The organism is Paenibacillus jiangxiensis (assembly GCF_046098255.1).
GTDB lineage: Bacteria > Bacillota > Bacilli > Paenibacillales > Paenibacillaceae > Paenibacillus > Paenibacillus jiagnxiensis.
This window is the reverse complement of record NZ_JBJURI010000007.1, coordinates 39,129-56,733: the sequence shown is the minus strand read 5'-3', so window position 1 is coordinate 56,733 and position 17,605 is coordinate 39,129. Positions and strand designations below refer to the sequence as shown.

Genomic DNA, 17,605 nt, shown 5'->3' with positions numbered 1-17,605 from the left:
GATAAATGGGGTTGTACCGATACCAATATTTCTGCCAGGAAACCCTATGGTAAAGGAAATGGGCTCAAGTTATAGAAACTAGATAACAATAAGAGTTGCACTTATATAGTCATTTGGAGGTTATACCATGGAAGATATTCTGCCTATTGCTAGAGAGTTTGCTATCCAGGCTGCCAAGAATGCGGGACAACTTGCTAAGGAGTTCTTTGATCAAGAAAAAGAAATCTCCGAGAAGGAGCATGGCGATTTAGTCACTCTGGTGGATCATCTTGCGGAAAAGAAGATTTTATCTGAAATTTTATCCCAATTTCCGGATCATCAAATACGAAGCGAGGAAACAGGCTGGACGGGGCAGGAGGGTGAATGGCTTTGGCTGGTAGATCCTCTGGATGGTACCAACAACTATGCGATCGGCCTCCCGGTCTACGGGGTATCTATAACTCTTATACATAATAAACTACCGCTCCTGGGAGTCATATATGACAGCCACTTGGGGGATATTTACGTTGCTGAACAAGGCAAAGGAACGACACGCAACGGAATTCCCCTTTCTATTAAGTCAGATGCTGCAATCAGCCAGCCAAATCCAAGAAGAATGACCGTGGGGTGGATTCAAGGACACCACGTGCAGAAAGAGCAGCGAGCCATGGACTTAAAGCATAAGCTGGACCTGACCTTTAAACGAGTATTAAGGCTGTGGGCACCATCACTGCTTTGGTGCATGCTGGCTCGCGGCGATGTGGATGGCATCGTGCTCTATAATTCCGAAGGTGATGATTTATATGCAGGCATACTGATGGCTAAAGAAGCAGGGGCTATGGTTATGGATTTTTCAGGTAAGCCTTTTGTGGGAATGAGTCCGGAGCCATACATAATCGCGTGCTATCCTAAGTATAAGAATGATCTCTTAAGTATTGTAAATGATAGTAATTTTTTTGGTTGATGGGCAGGTAGGTATGCAATGGAACATAACATTTTACCAAGAGATAAGCATGATTTTAATAGTGTGGAAGTGTTGGCTCATCTGGAAAAGTCAAAGGTTATTCCTTTATTACCAGAGCTCTTGGAATGGCTGCAGGATATGAATTGGCCAATAGCCCCAGCCATTGTTGACCTTTTACTCAAGTATAAAGTTGAAACTATTCCACATGTCAAAACGATTTTCTCCCAACATGACTCCGGCTGGATATACAATATTCTTGAACATTTGATAAAGAGATGGGATACGGAATTCGTATCCAGTGTGTTTTCAAGCTTACGAGACTTGGCTCAATCTACAGATAACGATGATGATACTGATTTAATCGCAATCGAAATTTTATTGAATAATCGTTTAATTGAAGCAACAGATGCAACAACACTACTGGAAAGAAAATTGAATGATACAGAATATCGGCTCCATAACTTTACAGCAGAACAAAAAGAGCACTTTGCAGAGTTGGAAAATGAAAGGCTGCATATTTTAAACACAAGCGTTAGGCAAATTGTTAACTTCGTTAAGGTAAATAACAATTCATTAAAAGAAAAAGACCAGTATGAAAATTTGCTTCGGCGTTATCGGGAAATTGAGCTTTTGATTACAGCTAAAAAATAGAGACGGAGGACAAAATCATGGTGTATACGTTTGAAACAGACCGATTATTGCTCCGCTTTTTTGAGTTGTCTGATGCAAGCAGGGTTCAAGATCTAGCTGGAAACGAAGAGGTAGCCCGCACAACTCTATCCATTCCTCATCCCTATCCGGATGGTGCGGCTGAACAATGGATCGTAAATATCCGTCAATTTTCCGAAAAAGGAGAAAGATATGCTTTTGCGATGGTAAAAAAAGAGGATGGTCTGTTAATTGGAACTATCAGTATAGGCATATCGCAAAGGCATAAGCACGCCGAACTGGGTTATTGGGTGGGAAAGCCTTATTGGGGACAAGGTTATGCCACTGAAGCAGCACGAAGAATACTTCAATTCGGATTCGAGGATCTGGATCTGAATCGCATTTTTGCGGCTGCCATGACAACGAATCCCGGCTCTTATCAGGTTATGAGAAAAATTGGGATGAAGGAAGAGGGCATCTTCCGTCAACATATATTTACTTGGGGAAAGTATGAGGATCTGGTGTTCTATGGAATGCTTAAAGCGGATTATTTAGAACGAGACGGCTCACAAGAGGGTGACGATGATCATACATAACAGAACAGACCTGCCTGTAGAGAACAAGACTGACCAACTTTTTGTTTGTCTTTCTAAGATATTCGGTGACATTGATTTTGAGTTGGATGACTTCACTTGTGAACCTTTGGGAAATGAAGCTTTGAATTTAACTACAGAAGGGATATATCATTTATTTGGAGACGTAAAATCTGACAACCAAAACCTGCCGTGGTCCATTGTTCTCAAAGTCATCAAGCCGGATAGCGAAGAAAAGAACAACCCTCAGCATCACAATTATTGGCGCCGCGAGGCGCTTTTGTTCGAATCCAATCTTCTTGATGATCTTCCCGGGTTAACCAGAGCTCCGATCCGTTATCTTGTTGAAGAACAGCAGGACGGAACAGTCTGGTTATGGATGGAGCATGTAAAAGGGTATTTTGCCCATACCAAGGAGCAATTCGAATTCATCGCACATCAGTTGGGCATGTTCAACGCTGAATATCTTACCACAAGAGCAATGCCAAATGAGGCATGGATCTGCAGGAGATGGCTAAAATCATGGACAACCTCAAGCCGAATGTACGCGCCAAGCCCGGAAGCATACCTAAGCCGGCTACAGGACGAAGAAGTAAAGTCCGCCTGGGAATGGTTGCAGGCGTTGACTGCAGATTTGGATGACAAGCTAAGCTCCCTTGAGAGGCTGCCGCGTGTATTGGCACACCAAGATCTGTCACATAAGAACATGTTAATCGACATGAATTCGGACTGTGAACGGCTGGTGCTGATGGATTGGCAGTTTCTGAGCATTTCAGGCATTGGTGAGGATTTAGGCAAAATGTTTGGCGTAAATATGAGTTTAGATGTGATTCCTGTTGATCAATATGAAGCTTATCAGGATTCTTTATTCAGTTTCTATATTAAAGGAATGAGAGAATCAGGTTGGCAGGGAAATGAGGAGTCAGCCAGATACGGTTATTGTTTGAGCGCTGCTTTGCGAAGCGTGTGGGAAGTGCCTCAGCTTTGCTCTTTGTCTGTGCAGCTTGACGGCGACCCATTAAACCTTGGGCTTCAACAACGGGTTCAGCGTCTAAAGAAAATCATCCATATGCAGAAGGAGATGGCTCGGGAAGCTGAATCCTTAAAGGAAAAGAGTTATTCTTTTTAACTCAAGAAAAACACCGCTTCGTTTGGTAAAGTGAGAGTGACGAACAATCACTACCACAAAGAGGTGTCTTCTCTATGATAGAACACTACCGAATGCGGTGGGACATTGAAGTCTTTTTAAAGTGCGCTAAATCGCTCATGCGCACGCCCGACGATGATGAGCACTACATCTACGCTATAACACTACAATCATAGACAGCCACGGTCGCGCGCAGTTGACCGAGCTGTTTGTCTCTGCCACGATGCCTCATGGAATTAGATCTATAGCGTAGAATAGTAGAGAAGATTGAGTCCGTTATACACGATATGCACCACGACGCCGGGCCAGACGGAATCCGTCTTACGGAACAGTATGCCCGTCAGGATGCCGACCATGAATGCATCGAACAGGATGACGTTGAATCCATGAACGACGCCGAAGATCGCAGCGCTGCCGACCACGCCGGCCCATGCTCCGTAACGGTTCAGCGCATTGGCAATAACGCCACGGAATACAAACTCCTCGCCGAGCGGCGTGAGGATGGCGCCAGTGATCATTAGAACGAAGAGTGAGAACGCGCCGCCTTTCGCCGCCGCCTGGAAGTCCGCTTGGTTGTTCGGCTCGGTGATGAAGTGAAAATACACGCCCTCTATAACGAAGCATCCGCCGAACGCGATAACACCGAGGGCGGCTCCCACAAGCAGCCATTTCCGTTCGGTCACCCGGAAACCGAAAGCGCGCAGATTGCGAACTCGCAGGGTGTAGGCTGCGATCAAGGCGGCGAGGCCAACGAGACCATTGCCTACACCCCCGATGTTAATTCGCAAGATGGCTTGCTCGTCAGGGATTTGCGACATCCAAAGACCGAGCATAATAATGCCGATCAGATAGAGACCCAGTGCAGTTAGAATTTCCGGCCAGCCAGGTCGGGCTTGGGGCATAGTGGACGTGGAAGGGCTACTCATTTCCAGCCTCCGATCGTGTTGGTCGCAACGTTTTCAATTGATGCGGCCAGTTCTTGTCGCTCGGGAGTGCACAACGCCCATAAAGCGGATCGAAGGTGCGCTCCGTACGAATTCGCGGCTAATCCGGCCTGCCTCCCGAACGCTAGTTGGCACCAGCTTTTACTCATGCTAAAAACCTCCAGTTTAAATTGAACGTCACAATCTAATTTATGAAATAATTATAGATCGAACGTTCATTGTAATAATGACATGGGCATCCTTCGGACTTCATCTCCCTCATCGCTTTATTGGGCTGCCTTAACGAGCCGCTAAAGAAAGCTTATACGACGAAGATGTACTCCTTATGACGGCAATATGAACGGAGTATGAACAAGCACAAAAAATGCTACGGCGTCACATGCAAGGAAGCTTGCACAAGATGCCGTAACAGGGAGAATAAGGGGATAGTATTGAGCCAATCCGAACTGTACAACATGAATCTAATTACTCTGTCGGCGTTGTGATTGGCAAGGTGACAATGACTGTCGTTCCTCGGCCGGGCTCGCTTTCCACTCGGATGTCGCCTTGATGAAGCGATACGATCTGTTTAACGATGGCGAGTCCCATACCGCTGCCGCCATACTTACGACTGTGGGAACGATCGGCCTTAAAAAACCGCTCGAATATACGCTTCTGGTCCTCGAGGGAAATACCAATGCCAGTGTCGGATATTCGGACTGTCACGTTTTTGATATCTTGTTTGATGCTGACGTTAATAACGCCGTCATCCCTGGAAAATTTGATGCTATTGCCGAGTATGTTCGTCCATACCTGGTTTAATAAATCATGATCAGCCGTTAGTCGAACGGCCTTCAAATTGAGCTCGAAACGGATGTTGCGAGCCGACCATTGCGGCTGGATCGCGACGATGACTCGTCTGATCTGCTCATCAAGGCTGAATGTGACGAGCCGCAGTTGCTGTGACTGCGATTCAAGCAAACTCAGCTTTAGCAGGCTATCGCTCATCTTGGACATCCGATCTGCTTCAGCGATGATAATATCGAGATAACGGCTTCGCTCGTTATCTGTGATGTCTACTTGCTTGAGCGCCAGAGCATAACCGGATATCGAGGTGAGCGGCGACTGAACTTCGTGAGATACGTTCGATACGAATTCCCTACGCATCTGCTCAAGCTGCTGCAGATCATGCATCATTTCTTCGAAGCTGCGAGCCAAAGCACCTAACTCACCCTTTTGCTTAATATTCAGCTTCACGTTGAAATCTCCAGCTGCTATACGCCTAGTCGCTTTAGTCAGCTTCTTGATCGGTCTTACAAGGAACATGGCGGCAACCAGAATCGATAGGCTTCCTGCTACCAACGAATAGGTCAAAAGATTCAAAATCCACTTTATGATAAAAGAGGCGGAAGGGAGGCCAATCGGTTCTACAAACATCGCTTTCGTTCCCATTTCAGTTGTCAACGGCATCCCCAAGAGATTAGCAGTAGCATCAATCGGATTGATTTTAACAACTTCTCCATCCAGTACTTTTTTTACTTGTTCCATAGTCACAGTGGCAGGATTGTGTCCGTTAAGCGCTCCGTAAGACTGGAACTGACCCGTTTCTTCATAAATTCGAATATGATAAGATTTGAGCTGATTCATTCCACTTAAGAAATTGTCCGCTTCACGTAACGGTAATGTCTCGTAAATCCGGGCAACATCCTGGCCGAAGTGAAGTAAGGGGATTTGCATGCTCTCGTTCAATTTATCTTTAAATACCCAAGTTGCCACATAAAAGGAAAGGGTCGTGCCCCCGATTACGGAGACTAGAAATGTCAGGACGACGCGTGTATATAAGGATCTGATCATTCGTACACCTCAAGCCGGTAGCCAAGCCCACGCACCGTTTCGATGCGAAATTCGCGTGTAGTCGCGAACCGTTCGCGCAGGCGTTTAATATGAACGTCTATCGTCCGATCATCCCCAGCGTAATCGATCCCCCAAATCTGATCGATCAACTGCTCGCGTGTATAGACTTGTCCGGGTGTTCCAGCAAGTTTATACAGCAATTCGAACTCCTTGAGCGGCAGCGTGAGCGACTCTGTCCCTTTCATCACCTTATAGGTCTGCCGATCAAGGATGACGTTGCCGAACTGGATCGTCTGCGTTGAGCCAATCCGGTATCGTTTCAGTAATGCCCTAACACGAGCCGTCAACTCCAATGGATCGAATGGTTTCGTCAAATAATCGTCCGTCCCAAGTTCGAAACCTTTCACCTTCTCCCATGTTTCGCCTCTCGCAGTCAGCATAAGTAACGGAAGATCAGGATTGGCTCTGCGGAGCTCCTTGCATAACGTCCAACCATCCATAATCGGCATCATAATATCGAGCACTACAAGATCGACATGCGTCGAGGCATAGACGGTCAGTGCTTCCTTGCCGTCCACGGCTTCGACTGTTGTGAATCCGTCGTTGCGCAGAAATAAACAGACGAGTTCGCGAATGTTCGCATCGTCGTCAGCAACCAGTATAGTAGACATTCGTTCCCTCTTTTCCTGTTGTCCATCCTAACCATCATACTATAAATGAACCTATAATATACTTTCAACTAAACAGCCTGTTACTTCAATCACCAAAAGAGGAGCAGCCTCGAAGCAAGCTCCCATTATAGTAGTTCCCATTTGTTCAATGACCAATCTCCTTGTCGGCACGGTCAAAGCGGATTCTCAGAGCTCGCCGACGGTTGTGCTGCACCAGCAAGATGATCATGATGCCCAGAACGATGCCAGTCTCCGTAGTCAGCACCCGTATCAGCGGGTATTCCGGGTTAGGCTGTATATCGGGGCGAGTCGCGGTCAAGAGGTTGTAGGTGTTGTGGGAGAAAGGCATTCCGCCACGAAGACTGGGAAGAAGATCTCCGCTTTGATTCGGTGCCAACTAGAGCAGTGGATGGTCGGTCTGCCCAGCTACATCGAGGCTTACCTGCCGATTTCATGCTGCGAAAGTTGTATTTTTAACATCTTTCCGTGAGAAGTCCTCTTCCTCTGAGCCTATGCTTTCGAAGCGAGTTTTGTTTGAAGTTTATTCAGGAAGCAGCGCTCACAAAACTTTGAGTAGGGGATGAATCTCGGTTAGGCGAAGCCTAAATGACTTGTCTATTGCATGAGGCGCGCACTTTTCTAGTCGAATGTTTGTGTGGTATGATGGGAATATACGTTCTCGTTAAGGCGGTGACCCTTCGTGCAAATCACGTACCAATTTCGCCTCTACCCGACCCCCGGACAGGAAGAACGCATGATTCGAACGTTGATCTTGTGCCGGAAGCTGTACAATCGGGCGAAGGAGCAACGGGATACCGTCTACAACCAAGAGGGCAAAACCGTCACCTACGCCAAGCAGCAAAATGAATTGCCCGCCTTCAAGAAGGAATTTCCCGAATATAAAGAAGTTCATTCGCAAGTGTTACAAGATTGCCTGCGGCGTTTGGATCATGCCTATCAGCGGTTCTTCCGCGGCGATGCGGGTTTTCCCCATTATAAGTCAGCTGACCGATATCTCTCCTTTACCTACCCTCAGCCTGGTGCAGTAGACAAGACTTTCGCCCAGGATGGATACGTCTATCTGTCCAAAATCGGCTTTGTCCGCATGCGTACACATCGTCCGTTCGACCGGGCGAATGTGACCCAAATCAACGTGAAACGGCATGCAGACGGATGGATCGTAGGAATCGGTGTGAACATAGAGACATCGGAAGCCGGCCAGACGGAGGAAACAGCCGTAGGCATCGACGTCGGGCTACGTACGTTTGCGGCGCTGTCCGATGAGACGAAGGTGGACAACCCACGGTATCTGCGAAAAGCGGAGAAACGGCTCAGACGCACGCAGCGACGGCTATCCCGCAAAGCGCGCGGTTCCCGCAACCGGCAGAAGGCCAAACAGAAAGTCGCGAGCATCCACCAGAAAGTGGCGCGGCAGCGAAAAGATTTCTTGCACAAACAATCGCATCGCATCGTTCAGGGACATAACCTGATTGCGGTGGAGCAGCTGAAAGTGAAGAACATGATCCGTAACCGCCGGCTGTCCAAGAGCATATCAGATGCCGGATGGCGAATGTTCATCACGTATCTGTCGTATAAAGCGGCAAGACAGGGGAAGCGACTCGTACAAGTGCCCGCCCACGGCACATCGCAAACCTGCATATGCGGTATGGATGTTCCAAAAACATTGGCGATCAGGCTTCATGAATGCAAAGCATGCGGACTGGTGCAGGACAGGGACATCGTTTCGGCCCAGGTCATTTTGCAGCGGGCTTTGAACATCGTAGCGTGATGGACCGAATACCGTAGGGAGGGTTTGCCCCGAACGGGATGCGTGCCGCATCGAACGCTTGTGGAGATCCAGTCAGACCTTTCCTACAGAAAGGCAGCGATCGTCGAAACAAGAAGCCCCCGCCTCTTCAGACGGTGGGAACATTCACTAGTATTATAGAAGGAAATAAATGTTTGGGGAGAGAGGTACGGGGAAATGAACACAGCAGAGTTTCAACAATATGTGAAAGAATACAGCAAGATCAAAGGATTTGAGGAAAGTACGATTGAGCAAAGGACCCTTTACCTTATGACGGAAGTAGGGGAATTGGCTAAAGAAGTTCTGTCCGTCTCTTTCCATCCGGACGCAGAGAAGAAAGAAAATCTAGGGCATGAGATGTACGATGTGGTATGGAATATTTTTGACCTGGCCAATAAGCTTGGCATCGATCTGGATCAGGCTTTCAAACAGAAAATGGAGATTAATGAAAAGAGAACGTGGGGATAAGAGGGTGGAAAATTAAAATACATGATCATATACCATTCCCCAAAGGAGGAGATTAGCCTGTCGGATCGTAAAGACTCATCTGTCGTCTATCTCATTTCCGGTCCACTCGGTGTAGGGAAGTCGACTGTTTCCAAGGAACTCGCCAATTCAATGAAGCAATGTACGCTGATCGAAGGTGATCTCCTGCTGCATGTCTACCGAGGGGAGAACGAACCGCCTTGGGAGGAACGGCTGCAGTTGGCCTGGCTTAATATCACCGCGGTAACGCGGAATTTCCTCCGGAACGGGTTCAATGTTGTCATTGATTTCGTCGTTGAAGAGGAACTTGAATGGTTCTGTGATCAGCTGTTGGATCTCGACGTGACGGTGTACTATGCTGTATTGTACGCGGAACCGGATACCCTCGCCGCCCGACTCCGTCAACGAGGAGATGAGCAATATATCGATCGTTCGCTCTTCCTGCGGAATAAGCTTATGGCTTCTCCGGACAATGAGCCGTTTCTGCTGAACGCAGATCTTAAGCGGCCGGAGGGGCTTGCTGAGGAAATCTTGCACGATGACAGGTTTCGGTTAATTAGAATAACGAGGTGACTAATAATGAAAATTGGATTTTTAATTGTAGACATGCAAAACATATTTCTGAAAAATCAATTGGAAGTGCCCAATGTCCAGGAGGCATGTGAGTATATTAACTATGTTGCAGATTTGCTGCGTACAAATCATCATCTAGTAGTCCATATTCAGGATATTGAAGGAAGCGCTGAAACAGACCCAGAACTATTGGAGGTTATTCCTGAAATTACAGTGGATCAGAAGGATATCCGTATTACGAAAGAGTATTCCAATGCTTTTTGGAAAACAGACTTGGAACAAATTTTAGTGAATAACGGTATTAGTTTGGTGATTATAGCCGGTTTTGCTGCGGAGCACTGTGTGCTTTTCACTTATAATGGGGCTATTGAAAGGGGCTTTAAATCGGTCATTTTGCAGAATGGAATTTTAAGTACAAAACCGGATGTCATCAATCAAACTTATCGGGATCGAAATATGATTTCTTATCCGGTTATTGAAAGTGTTGTGGGGTAATACCTTTATTTCATTAATGGGCAGGGATAAGTGAGAAAATATAGAATTCCTGAGTTATACAATTTCTTGCTCTGCTTGGAGAAGTATGGTGGTTCGATTAGACCCCAACCGAAACTTTAGTAATTCAGGGAATGAATTATTATCTGGCTTAAATATTATGTATGTGAGGTATACCGATAATTATTGATCTTACTCATCTGATTAAAGATGGCATGCCGCCATATCCATGGGATACAGCAGGTTTTTTGGGCAGCCAAAATATTTTACGGATCATCCGGTGTTGACTTTGGAATTCGCTGAATTGCTGGCGAGAAAGCAGGTGAAAATGGTCGGATTGGACATGCCATCACCAGACAAATACCCGTTTGAAGTACATAAATGTTTGTTCAATCATAAAATCTTCATTGCAGAGAATTTAACGAATGTAGAAAAGCTGTTGAATATCGGTGAATTTGAAGTGATCGCTTTACCTCTTCACATCAGAGCGGACTCTTCCATTGCGCGGGTCATTGCCCGGATCAAGTAAATCTGTTGTATTCGCTCACGTATCCCACAACACGAATTCTCTGCCTGTTATTTGAAAGTAACATTAAATATGAAGGAGCCGGTTATGGGAGCAGACATTCGTAATTATGAGCCAAAAGATGCAAAGGACGTCGCGGAGTTTAACTTTCTTTTTAACTTAGCCTATCAATACAATGGAGACTTCAAACCAGATAATATTTTTTGCGCCGAAATGGGCGGAAGAGTTGTTGCATCCGGCCATCTGGAGCCAACGGACTCATGTGAATATCTGAATCGGGAAGGAAAAGACGCTGCATACATTCATCGGTTTTTATTCGATACAGATGCTTGCAATGGCTATGAGTACTTGGAATCCGATCTATTTGACCTAATTACGGAAAGAGCTATGGAGATTAAACAATCGTATCCCCAAAAACGTATCCAAATCGGCCATACATGTTCTCATAATGATTTTCAGTATATTGACTTCTTACTATCAAAGGGCTTCTACCACGAATTAAATTATCTGATCATGAGGCGAGACTTGACTCAGCCACTGCCTGAACTCTCTAATAGCTACGGAATCGAAGTGAAGAGGTGGGCAATGGAATCCGAGGCAGAGAAGGATCTTTACTTGCAGGCTGAGAAGGATGGCTTCGATGGCGAGTCCTGGAGCAAAGAAAGATTAACGTGGTTTCAGCATGGTTCAGAATGGGACACATTCACGGCATTTCATGATCATCAACCGATCAGCAGCTGCATGACATGGGGAATATCTTCTGAAAGAAGTGCGACCGAACAAATTTTTACGATTCCCGAGTGGAGAAGAAAAGGAATCGCCAAGCTCGCCATTGTTGAGGCATTGAAATTTCTAAGGGATCAGAAGCAGAAAAGCGAAGCTACTTTAGGTGTTGTTGGATCGAATGCGGCTGCGATTAACTTGTATAAATCACTAGGGTATGAGCTGATCGATATCCATTTGCTCATGGTGAAGGATATTTTGTGAATTGGAAAAGGAGATGAGAGCTCCACTGTGACACTTTTCTATTATATAGCCGCAAATCGTGAGCTTCCAACAGGCTCATTCGGACAGAAGGGAACGGTTATGACACTAATAGATTACGTTACAAACGTAAATCCTGCCGAGAAGGATCGTTTCCCCATGAAAACATTACTTGAGAAATACCCACACGAGGATAAATTTATAGAGATTTATGATACTGAGGAGGATGCGGCCGGCTTATATATAACCGGACCTCTCACCGGACAAGATTCCTCACGTATGTTCAAAAATAAGTTAGTGTATCAAGTGAACCCTGAGGGCGGCTCTTTCGAAATGAATGCTGAGCTTAAAAGCTCACACCCCGTTTTGTACCAGACAAGTAAAAAGTGTTTAATAGAGCTGTTTAATTATCTTGCACATCATATGGAGACAGGCGAAGAGTTTGAACTCTATTCATGCTGGGCTAATGGACCAGAGAGATTCTCCGACATGCCCAAAAAGGAACTCGATCTCGTGATTGAACTAACCATATTTACATTGGGGAATGAGTTTGAATGGAAAGAACGGCAGATGATTCGAGTTAAGAAGTAGAGTAGGGAAGAAGCAGTCAGCGGTTCCCTGGCTTAAATGAATGTGTCGGGGCAGGATGAAAAAGTTTAACCCCTCCTCAACTAAGTGTAGCTGATCCACACACTAGTATTTAAGAGGAAGGGGTTAGATATAAGATTGATGGATTATGGCTATTGCAGCTTTACGGCTTCAATGTTAAGCTCAATCCTCACTTCATTGCGGACATATGACGATATTTGAATGCTGTTTTTTACAGAATCCAGGGTGTGCATTACTCGCCCGGCATGACGCTGGAAACGATCGTTTTACTCAGCATGTATTACAGATTGCGGGGCAGATTCAGGAATTAAATCCGATATTGTTTTATTTGAAGCCAACCGATGTTCGTGAGACGATTGAGCGAGTTAAAACCATGGGATCTCAAGAATGGTTAGATTTCGTCATTTGGTACCATACTGAGCAAAATTATGGAAAGAACAAGGGACTTCACGGGTACGAGGGATATATTAAGTTCCTTGAATATCGCCAAGAACTGGAATTGCGAATTATCAAACAGCTTCCTTTTCAAACCTTTATTATCGATAACTCCGATTATGATTGGGATAATCAACAGCAGACCGTTTCGAAGATCATGACGAAGTATCTGTAAAGCATGTCACTCATTCCGGGAAACGTTAGTTCAAGGATGACCGGCAGGATAAATGAGAGGTGTAGTAAATTGGCAATCACTAATGATGAGCGAAATTTGAAAGAAACATTAATTAAAATAAAGGGACAGCTTGGCAATAGGCCTGATAACACAGAGTTGTATGGTTTGGCCATGTATATGATGAACCATATCGGAAGTACAGATGCTGTTCTAAGAGATGAACTGATTTATTCGTTGCTTTCTGAATGGGTGCTCGCAGATCTCTTTTCTCTTGATCAGCTTAAGGAACTATTACATACTGCTATGGATGGAAGTCACCTGTTTTATAGAATTGGTGAGAAGGGGGCGGATTCCGTATTTACCAGATCCTTTTCCGTTTTAATCATCCCCTTGATTCTAATTTCGGACAGGAAAAGTTCTTTTCTAACGCAGCAGGATATAATAAAGATATATGATAGACTAATCGATTATTGTAAATCTGAAAAGGACACAAGAGGGTATGTTGCGGGAAAAGGATGGGCACATTCGGTGGCTCATACGGCAGATGCTTTTGAGGATCTTGTTCAATCACCTTACATAGAACAAAAACATCTAATTCAAATTCTTGAGATTCTGCAGCACAAAATTTGTTACAGTGACGAAATTTACCTCTACGAGGAGGATGAGAGAATTGCTGCGGCTGTAGTAAGAGCATTAGACAGAAAGTTGCTGGATATTAAAGAGGTTGAACAGTGGCTTTTAAGCTTTTATGCTGTCCCGGATTTTGATAGATTGCCTGAATCGGCTGTCTTGAGAATGAATGTTAAACATTTTTTAAAGACCTTATACTTTAGGTTACTTGATCACGGTGAATTGGATGAGTCGGTTCATATCATCAAAAAAATGATAAGCATGTGACAGGAAGGTTCAATTTAATGGATCTACGACGAGAACAACGAAAACAGGCCGTTGGTACGGCAGCTTGTTTAACTAAAGGGGCGGATTCTCGAACAAGCAAACAATGGCTCTTAAAAAAGCCCATCGACATTTAACCAGAATCCCTCTGTCCCCTCCGCTTTGCTCGTGCTTACAGTCAAGCGCTGATATTAGATTGAGTCTGACCTGTTCCAGTGCAATTCATTAATTAACTGAAGTGCATCACGGAAGCCTTGCAAATAGATTTCTTTTTCCAGGATGGATTGCATGGATAACTGGGTGTCTTCGTAAAGAAATATTGTATGGTTCAGATCGTCGGGCATTGCTTGCCGAATAGCTTGGAAGTAACTGTCACATTCTTTGGTTAGCTGACTATAGTCTGGCTGCGAATGAGACAATTTATTGTATAATAACTCTATACGTGTTCGAATTAAGGGTTCCGCCAAAGACTCGAGTGATTCCAGCATATCAGCACCTCTTTTTTATAAAAATAAACATTGTAAAGTTTAAAATGAACTCTAAAGTGTGTTATTTATCTACTTAAATATACACACTAGAGTATGCGTTGTCAACATCTTGGTATGGATTTTTGCAAGGAGGAGAAAGTATGATTAAAGTCCATCTATCTCGACTTATGGGCGAAAAAAGAATTAACATTGCTGATCTGTCCCGTTTAACCGGATTACACAGAAATGGGATTGCCAAGCTGTACAATGAAGAAACAGATGGTGTGAAGTTCGACACCTTAAACAGAATTTGCGAGGCTCTGGACTGTGAGGTTCAGGATATTATTGAGTATATTAAAGATGAAAAAAGTGATTGAAAATAAGACATACCTGGAAGGTTCAATTTAATAAGTCCGCGACGAGAACAACGAACACAGGCTGCTGGCATGGCAGCCTGTTTAGCTAAAGAGGCAGGTTTCCGAACACAATAACTCTTCGAAATGCAGATTTACCTATTTTCAGTTGACTTAATCGTCAGGGGACTTTATACTCCGCTTATTAAAAATGTTTTAAAAAGAGCCTGAAAAAGGAGGTGGAGCATGTCATTTTACACGCATAATACGATTCAGGTTAAGAAGATGAATATTGAGCTGGTTAAAAATGCCTTGAAGGCTCAGGGGATCTCTACAAAAGCATCCATTGCAGGCCTGACCAAGCTTAGTGTTGCCACCTGCGGGACGATACTTAACGAGCTGCTTGCCATAGGTGAAGTCATCGAATTAGAACCGGATGGGCCAAATGGCGGTAGACCAGCCAAGCAATATAAGTACAATGCAAACTTTGGATGCATGATCTGTCTTCTTGTCAGGACGGAAGGCGGCATTCATTCCATCAGCTACAGCATCGTGAATTTGCTTGGCGAGACTATAAAAGAGACAACGTTGGGACTGCCTCATATCGACAGGCATGTTATCGACCAATTGATTGAGGGATTAATCAGTGACAACGAGAATGTTCGAGCCATTGGTATCGGGATCCCGGGCATCGTTCACCTTGGAGTGATTGGTGTATGTGATGTTCCGGATCTGGCTGGACTGCCGTTAGGACCTTATTTGGAAGAAAAGTATGAGCTCCCAATTACGATTGAGAACGACATGAACATGACGGTATACGGCTTCTACCATCTTCAAAATTTCGAAGAAGATAAGACGTTTGCTGTTGTGACCTTTCCCAAGAACCATTTTCCTGGTGCCGGTTTTATCGTAGACGGACGAATCTTATCGGGTAACACCACATTTGGAGGGGAGGTATCTTTCTTACCGTTTGGCATTTCACGCGAGGAGCAGCTGCGGCAGCTGCATACAGAAGAAGGCTTTATCCGGCTGGCAGTCATGACACTATCCTCAATCATCGCCATCATCAACCCGGTAACCATTGCGATTACAGGGGAGCTGCCTCGTGAGTCACAGCTTGAAGACCTTTATATGGGATGCTTAAAGGATATTCCGGAGCAGCATATGCCGCAGCTCATGATTCGGAACAATACTCATCAGGAATACATGACAGGCCTTGTCACAGCTACGCTGGAAAGTCTCACTTACCGTCTGCAGATCACTCAGAAAAGATAACAAGTTAGGAGTACACAAAGGGTGGAAAAAAGTATAGGCAAGATCAACAAGATTTACGCCATGCAACTGGCAACCATATTTATTGGATTCGTCATCTTCGGGTTCTCGGAAAATATTAAAGGACCGGCAATACCACGCATTCAATTCGATTTTATGCTGAGTGAATCGCAACTTGGTACTTTGTTATCCTTGAACGCCCTGGGTTATTTGATAGCTTGTTCCTTTACAGCTTATTTGACCAAAATATGGGGGATCAAATGGGTAACCGTTGCCGCGTTCGCCTCTATGGCTGTATCCGGCATCCTGATTTTCTTCTCCCATAATTACCCAATGTTCTCGACTTCGTATTTCCTGATGTATATCGGCAACGGAATGCTGGAAATTGGTCTGGCTATTCTAAGCGCTCGGATTTTCGTGAAAAACACGGGCATGATGATGAATATGACGCATGGCTTCTACGGCCTAAGCTCAACGGTCGCTCCGCTTATTGCAACTGGCCTGATGAAAGTGACGATTGCTGGCCACACGCTGGATTGGCGCGGGATGTATATGGTGATGCTGCTATTGTCCGTCATCCCGATTGTGATCGCCTTGTTCAGTACGTTCCCGGGAGATGACATCTCGCACGAAGACCGTGTTCCATTTAAGACCTTGCTAAAAGACCGCGTATTATGGTTAATGGTGCTGGTGCTTACGTTTGGTGTTGTATCTGAATTGGCTGTTGGCGGCTGGCTCGTTAATTTCCTGGAGAAAGCTTATAGCTGGGATACCGTTAAGGCTTCCGGGATGTTATCCATCTTCTTCTTATGCTTCGCGCTGGCCCGGCTATTGCTTGGTCCGCTAACAGATCGGATTGGCTTTGTATTATCTCTCATTGTCTTCTCAGGGTTTTCGGCATTATGTACATTTGTTGCCATATTAGGTGGTGAAAATGTTGCGTTCCTGTTTGCTGCTTCCGGTATAGGCATAGCGATGATTTATCCGACAGTGATGGCTTTTATCGCGAAGAGATATCCGAAGGGCAGTGATACGGCTATCACATTCACTGTAACGTTGATGGGGTTAGGCAGTGTGATCGGTAATTATCTCATCGGAGGAGTCACAGAGCTCGTGAAGCAAATGGTTGGTGAAGATTCGCCCACAAGCCTGCTTCGTGGACTTCAAGCCGGCTACGGTTTCATTGGATTATGTGCAGCATTATGCGCAATAACCGGACTTATTTTATACGTGCATTTGTATAAGAGAAAAGAAGTCATCTAAATCATAAAAACGCCAATATTCAAGCCTTGGGGGGGCATATTGGTGTTTTTAAATTCATAGAATTTGGGGTTACTGGATCGTCACAGATCAATACTACTGTGTAGATGAGAAAGGGGATAGAACCTAGATTAATGAAGAATGTATTAGACTAATGGGAGTGGAGGAGGTGTAATCTTCATTGGACGATTGGAATAAGGAGAATGCCTGGGAACAGCTTGGGATTCATATCGATCAACTGATAGGCGAGGTAGATCGGATTCTACATGAGATAATTGACGCAGAAATGGGGAAGCGAGGCGCAGCATACGGTATCATTAGGGAGTATTGTGATCTTCCCGAGGAGCCGCCGACCTGGATTATCAAAATCGAGGACTCTAGAACTGTGCTCACTTATGACACGTTGTTTCAATATATGAGCAGGCATGAAAACCTGGAGGATGCGCTGACTCGTTTTATGCGTGATCACTTTCCATACTTCACATAACCAAAG

General features: G+C 45.0%; 22 protein-coding genes. 17 read left to right on the top strand and 5 right to left on the bottom strand.

All coding sequences use genetic code 11. The features are described from left to right. The first annotated feature begins 127 nt into the window (after positions 1-127). Genes ACI1P2_RS09225 through ACI1P2_RS09210 form a run of 4 tightly spaced genes read left to right on the top strand, consistent with a single transcriptional unit; the run spans position 128 to position 3,313 of the window. A complete protein-coding gene (locus tag ACI1P2_RS09225; protein ID WP_355318974.1) occupies positions 128-943 on the top strand; it encodes an inositol monophosphatase family protein in 816 nt (271 codons plus the stop codon). An 18-nt stretch (positions 944-961) separates the two neighbouring features. Then, positions 962-1,594 (top strand): DUF5071 domain-containing protein, encoded by a 633-nt coding sequence (locus ACI1P2_RS09220; RefSeq protein ID WP_355318972.1) that lies wholly within the window; start codon positions 962-964, stop codon positions 1,592-1,594. 17 nt (positions 1,595-1,611) lie between these two features. Then, positions 1,612-2,187 (top strand): GNAT family N-acetyltransferase, encoded by a 576-nt coding sequence (locus ACI1P2_RS09215; protein ID WP_355318970.1) that lies wholly within the window; start codon positions 1,612-1,614, stop codon positions 2,185-2,187. Further along, on the top strand, positions 2,174-3,313 hold the full coding sequence (locus ACI1P2_RS09210; RefSeq protein ID WP_355318968.1) for a phosphotransferase: 1,140 nt from the start codon (positions 2,174-2,176) through the stop codon (positions 3,311-3,313). Before ACI1P2_RS09215 ends, ACI1P2_RS09210 begins: the two co-directional genes overlap by 14 nt. A 260-nt stretch (positions 3,314-3,573) precedes the next feature. Here ACI1P2_RS09210 and ACI1P2_RS09205 read toward each other — a convergent pair whose 3' ends face one another. The 4 genes from ACI1P2_RS09205 to ACI1P2_RS09190 all read right to left on the bottom strand — a co-directional run bounded on the left by ACI1P2_RS09205 (position 3,574) and on the right by ACI1P2_RS09190 (position 7,098). Beyond that, entirely contained in the window at positions 3,574-4,233 is a 660-nt protein-coding gene (locus ACI1P2_RS09205; protein WP_355318966.1) for a CPBP family intramembrane glutamic endopeptidase, read from the bottom strand. Positions 4,234-4,740: 507 nt separating this feature from the next. Then, entirely contained in the window at positions 4,741-6,108 is a 1,368-nt protein-coding gene (locus ACI1P2_RS09200; RefSeq protein WP_355318964.1) for a sensor histidine kinase, read from the bottom strand. Beyond that, positions 6,105-6,779, bottom strand: coding sequence for a response regulator transcription factor (locus ACI1P2_RS09195; protein WP_355318962.1), 675 nt, complete (start codon positions 6,777-6,779; stop codon positions 6,105-6,107). The genes ACI1P2_RS09200 and ACI1P2_RS09195 overlap by 4 nt, the downstream gene beginning before the upstream one ends. 145 nt (positions 6,780-6,924) lie before the next feature. Beyond that, positions 6,925-7,098: a hypothetical protein gene (locus ACI1P2_RS09190; protein WP_355318960.1), complete on the bottom strand. Its 174-nt coding sequence runs from the start codon at positions 7,096-7,098 to the stop codon at positions 6,925-6,927. A gap of 381 nt (positions 7,099-7,479) precedes the next feature. Between ACI1P2_RS09190 and ACI1P2_RS09185 the strand changes: the two genes are divergently transcribed. From ACI1P2_RS09185 to ACI1P2_RS09145, 9 genes are all read left to right on the top strand, one after another. Next, positions 7,480-8,568 carry an RNA-guided endonuclease InsQ/TnpB family protein gene (locus tag ACI1P2_RS09185; RefSeq protein ID WP_355318958.1) on the top strand — a complete coding sequence of 363 codons (1,089 nt, stop codon included), beginning with the start codon at positions 7,480-7,482 and terminating at the stop codon, positions 8,566-8,568. Positions 8,569-8,763: 195 nt separating this feature from the next. After that, positions 8,764-9,054: a MazG-like family protein gene (locus ACI1P2_RS09180; RefSeq protein ID WP_355318956.1), complete on the top strand. Its 291-nt coding sequence runs from the start codon at positions 8,764-8,766 to the stop codon at positions 9,052-9,054. 21 nt (positions 9,055-9,075) lie between these two features. Beyond that, positions 9,076-9,645, top strand: a complete 570-nt coding sequence (locus tag ACI1P2_RS09175; protein WP_355318954.1) for an AAA family ATPase — start codon at positions 9,076-9,078, stop codon at positions 9,643-9,645. A 6-nt stretch (positions 9,646-9,651) separates the two neighbouring features. Continuing rightward, a complete protein-coding gene (locus tag ACI1P2_RS09170) occupies positions 9,652-10,140 on the top strand; it encodes a cysteine hydrolase family protein (protein WP_355318952.1) in 489 nt (162 codons plus the stop codon). A gap of 226 nt (positions 10,141-10,366) precedes the next feature. After that, positions 10,367-10,666: a cyclase family protein gene (locus tag ACI1P2_RS09165; RefSeq protein WP_355318950.1), complete on the top strand. Its 300-nt coding sequence runs from the start codon at positions 10,367-10,369 to the stop codon at positions 10,664-10,666. An 84-nt stretch (positions 10,667-10,750) separates the two neighbouring features. Continuing rightward, complete coding sequence (locus ACI1P2_RS09160) at positions 10,751-11,650, top strand: GNAT family N-acetyltransferase (RefSeq protein ID WP_355318948.1); 900 nt, start codon at positions 10,751-10,753, stop codon at positions 11,648-11,650. A gap of 99 nt (positions 11,651-11,749) precedes the next feature. Next, entirely contained in the window at positions 11,750-12,238 is a 489-nt protein-coding gene (locus ACI1P2_RS09155; protein ID WP_355318946.1) for a hypothetical protein, read from the top strand. Between the two features lie 205 nt (positions 12,239-12,443). Continuing rightward, complete coding sequence (locus ACI1P2_RS09150; protein WP_355318944.1) at positions 12,444-12,866, top strand: P-loop NTPase family protein; 423 nt, start codon at positions 12,444-12,446, stop codon at positions 12,864-12,866. A 3-nt stretch (positions 12,867-12,869) separates the two neighbouring features. Further along, the gene (locus ACI1P2_RS09145) at positions 12,870-13,763 is read left to right on the top strand and encodes a DUF2785 domain-containing protein (protein WP_355318942.1); all 894 of its coding nucleotides are present in this window, start codon (positions 12,870-12,872) and stop codon (positions 13,761-13,763) included. 188 nt (positions 13,764-13,951) lie between these two features. On the opposite strand, the gene ACI1P2_RS09140 is transcribed toward ACI1P2_RS09145, so the two are convergent. Further along, on the bottom strand, positions 13,952-14,248 hold the full coding sequence (locus tag ACI1P2_RS09140; RefSeq protein ID WP_408976183.1) for a hypothetical protein: 297 nt from the start codon (positions 14,246-14,248) through the stop codon (positions 13,952-13,954). A gap of 140 nt (positions 14,249-14,388) precedes the next feature. On the opposite strand from ACI1P2_RS09140, the gene ACI1P2_RS09135 reads away from it, so the two are divergent. The 4 genes from ACI1P2_RS09135 (at position 14,389) to ACI1P2_RS09120 (ending at position 17,599) form a co-directional block, all read left to right on the top strand. After that, positions 14,389-14,604, top strand: coding sequence for a helix-turn-helix domain-containing protein (locus ACI1P2_RS09135; protein WP_355318940.1), 216 nt, complete (start codon positions 14,389-14,391; stop codon positions 14,602-14,604). Positions 14,605-14,826: 222 nt separating this feature from the next. Beyond that, positions 14,827-15,855: an ROK family protein gene (locus tag ACI1P2_RS09130; protein WP_355318938.1), complete on the top strand. Its 1,029-nt coding sequence runs from the start codon at positions 14,827-14,829 to the stop codon at positions 15,853-15,855. A gap of 60 nt (positions 15,856-15,915) precedes the next feature. Then, positions 15,916-17,115 (top strand): MFS transporter, encoded by a 1,200-nt coding sequence (locus ACI1P2_RS09125; protein ID WP_355319177.1) that lies wholly within the window; start codon positions 15,916-15,918, stop codon positions 17,113-17,115. Positions 17,116-17,293: 178 nt separating this feature from the next. Then, on the top strand, positions 17,294-17,599 hold the full coding sequence (locus ACI1P2_RS09120; protein ID WP_355318936.1) for a hypothetical protein: 306 nt from the start codon (positions 17,294-17,296) through the stop codon (positions 17,597-17,599). The last annotated feature ends 6 nt before the right edge of the window (positions 17,600-17,605 follow it).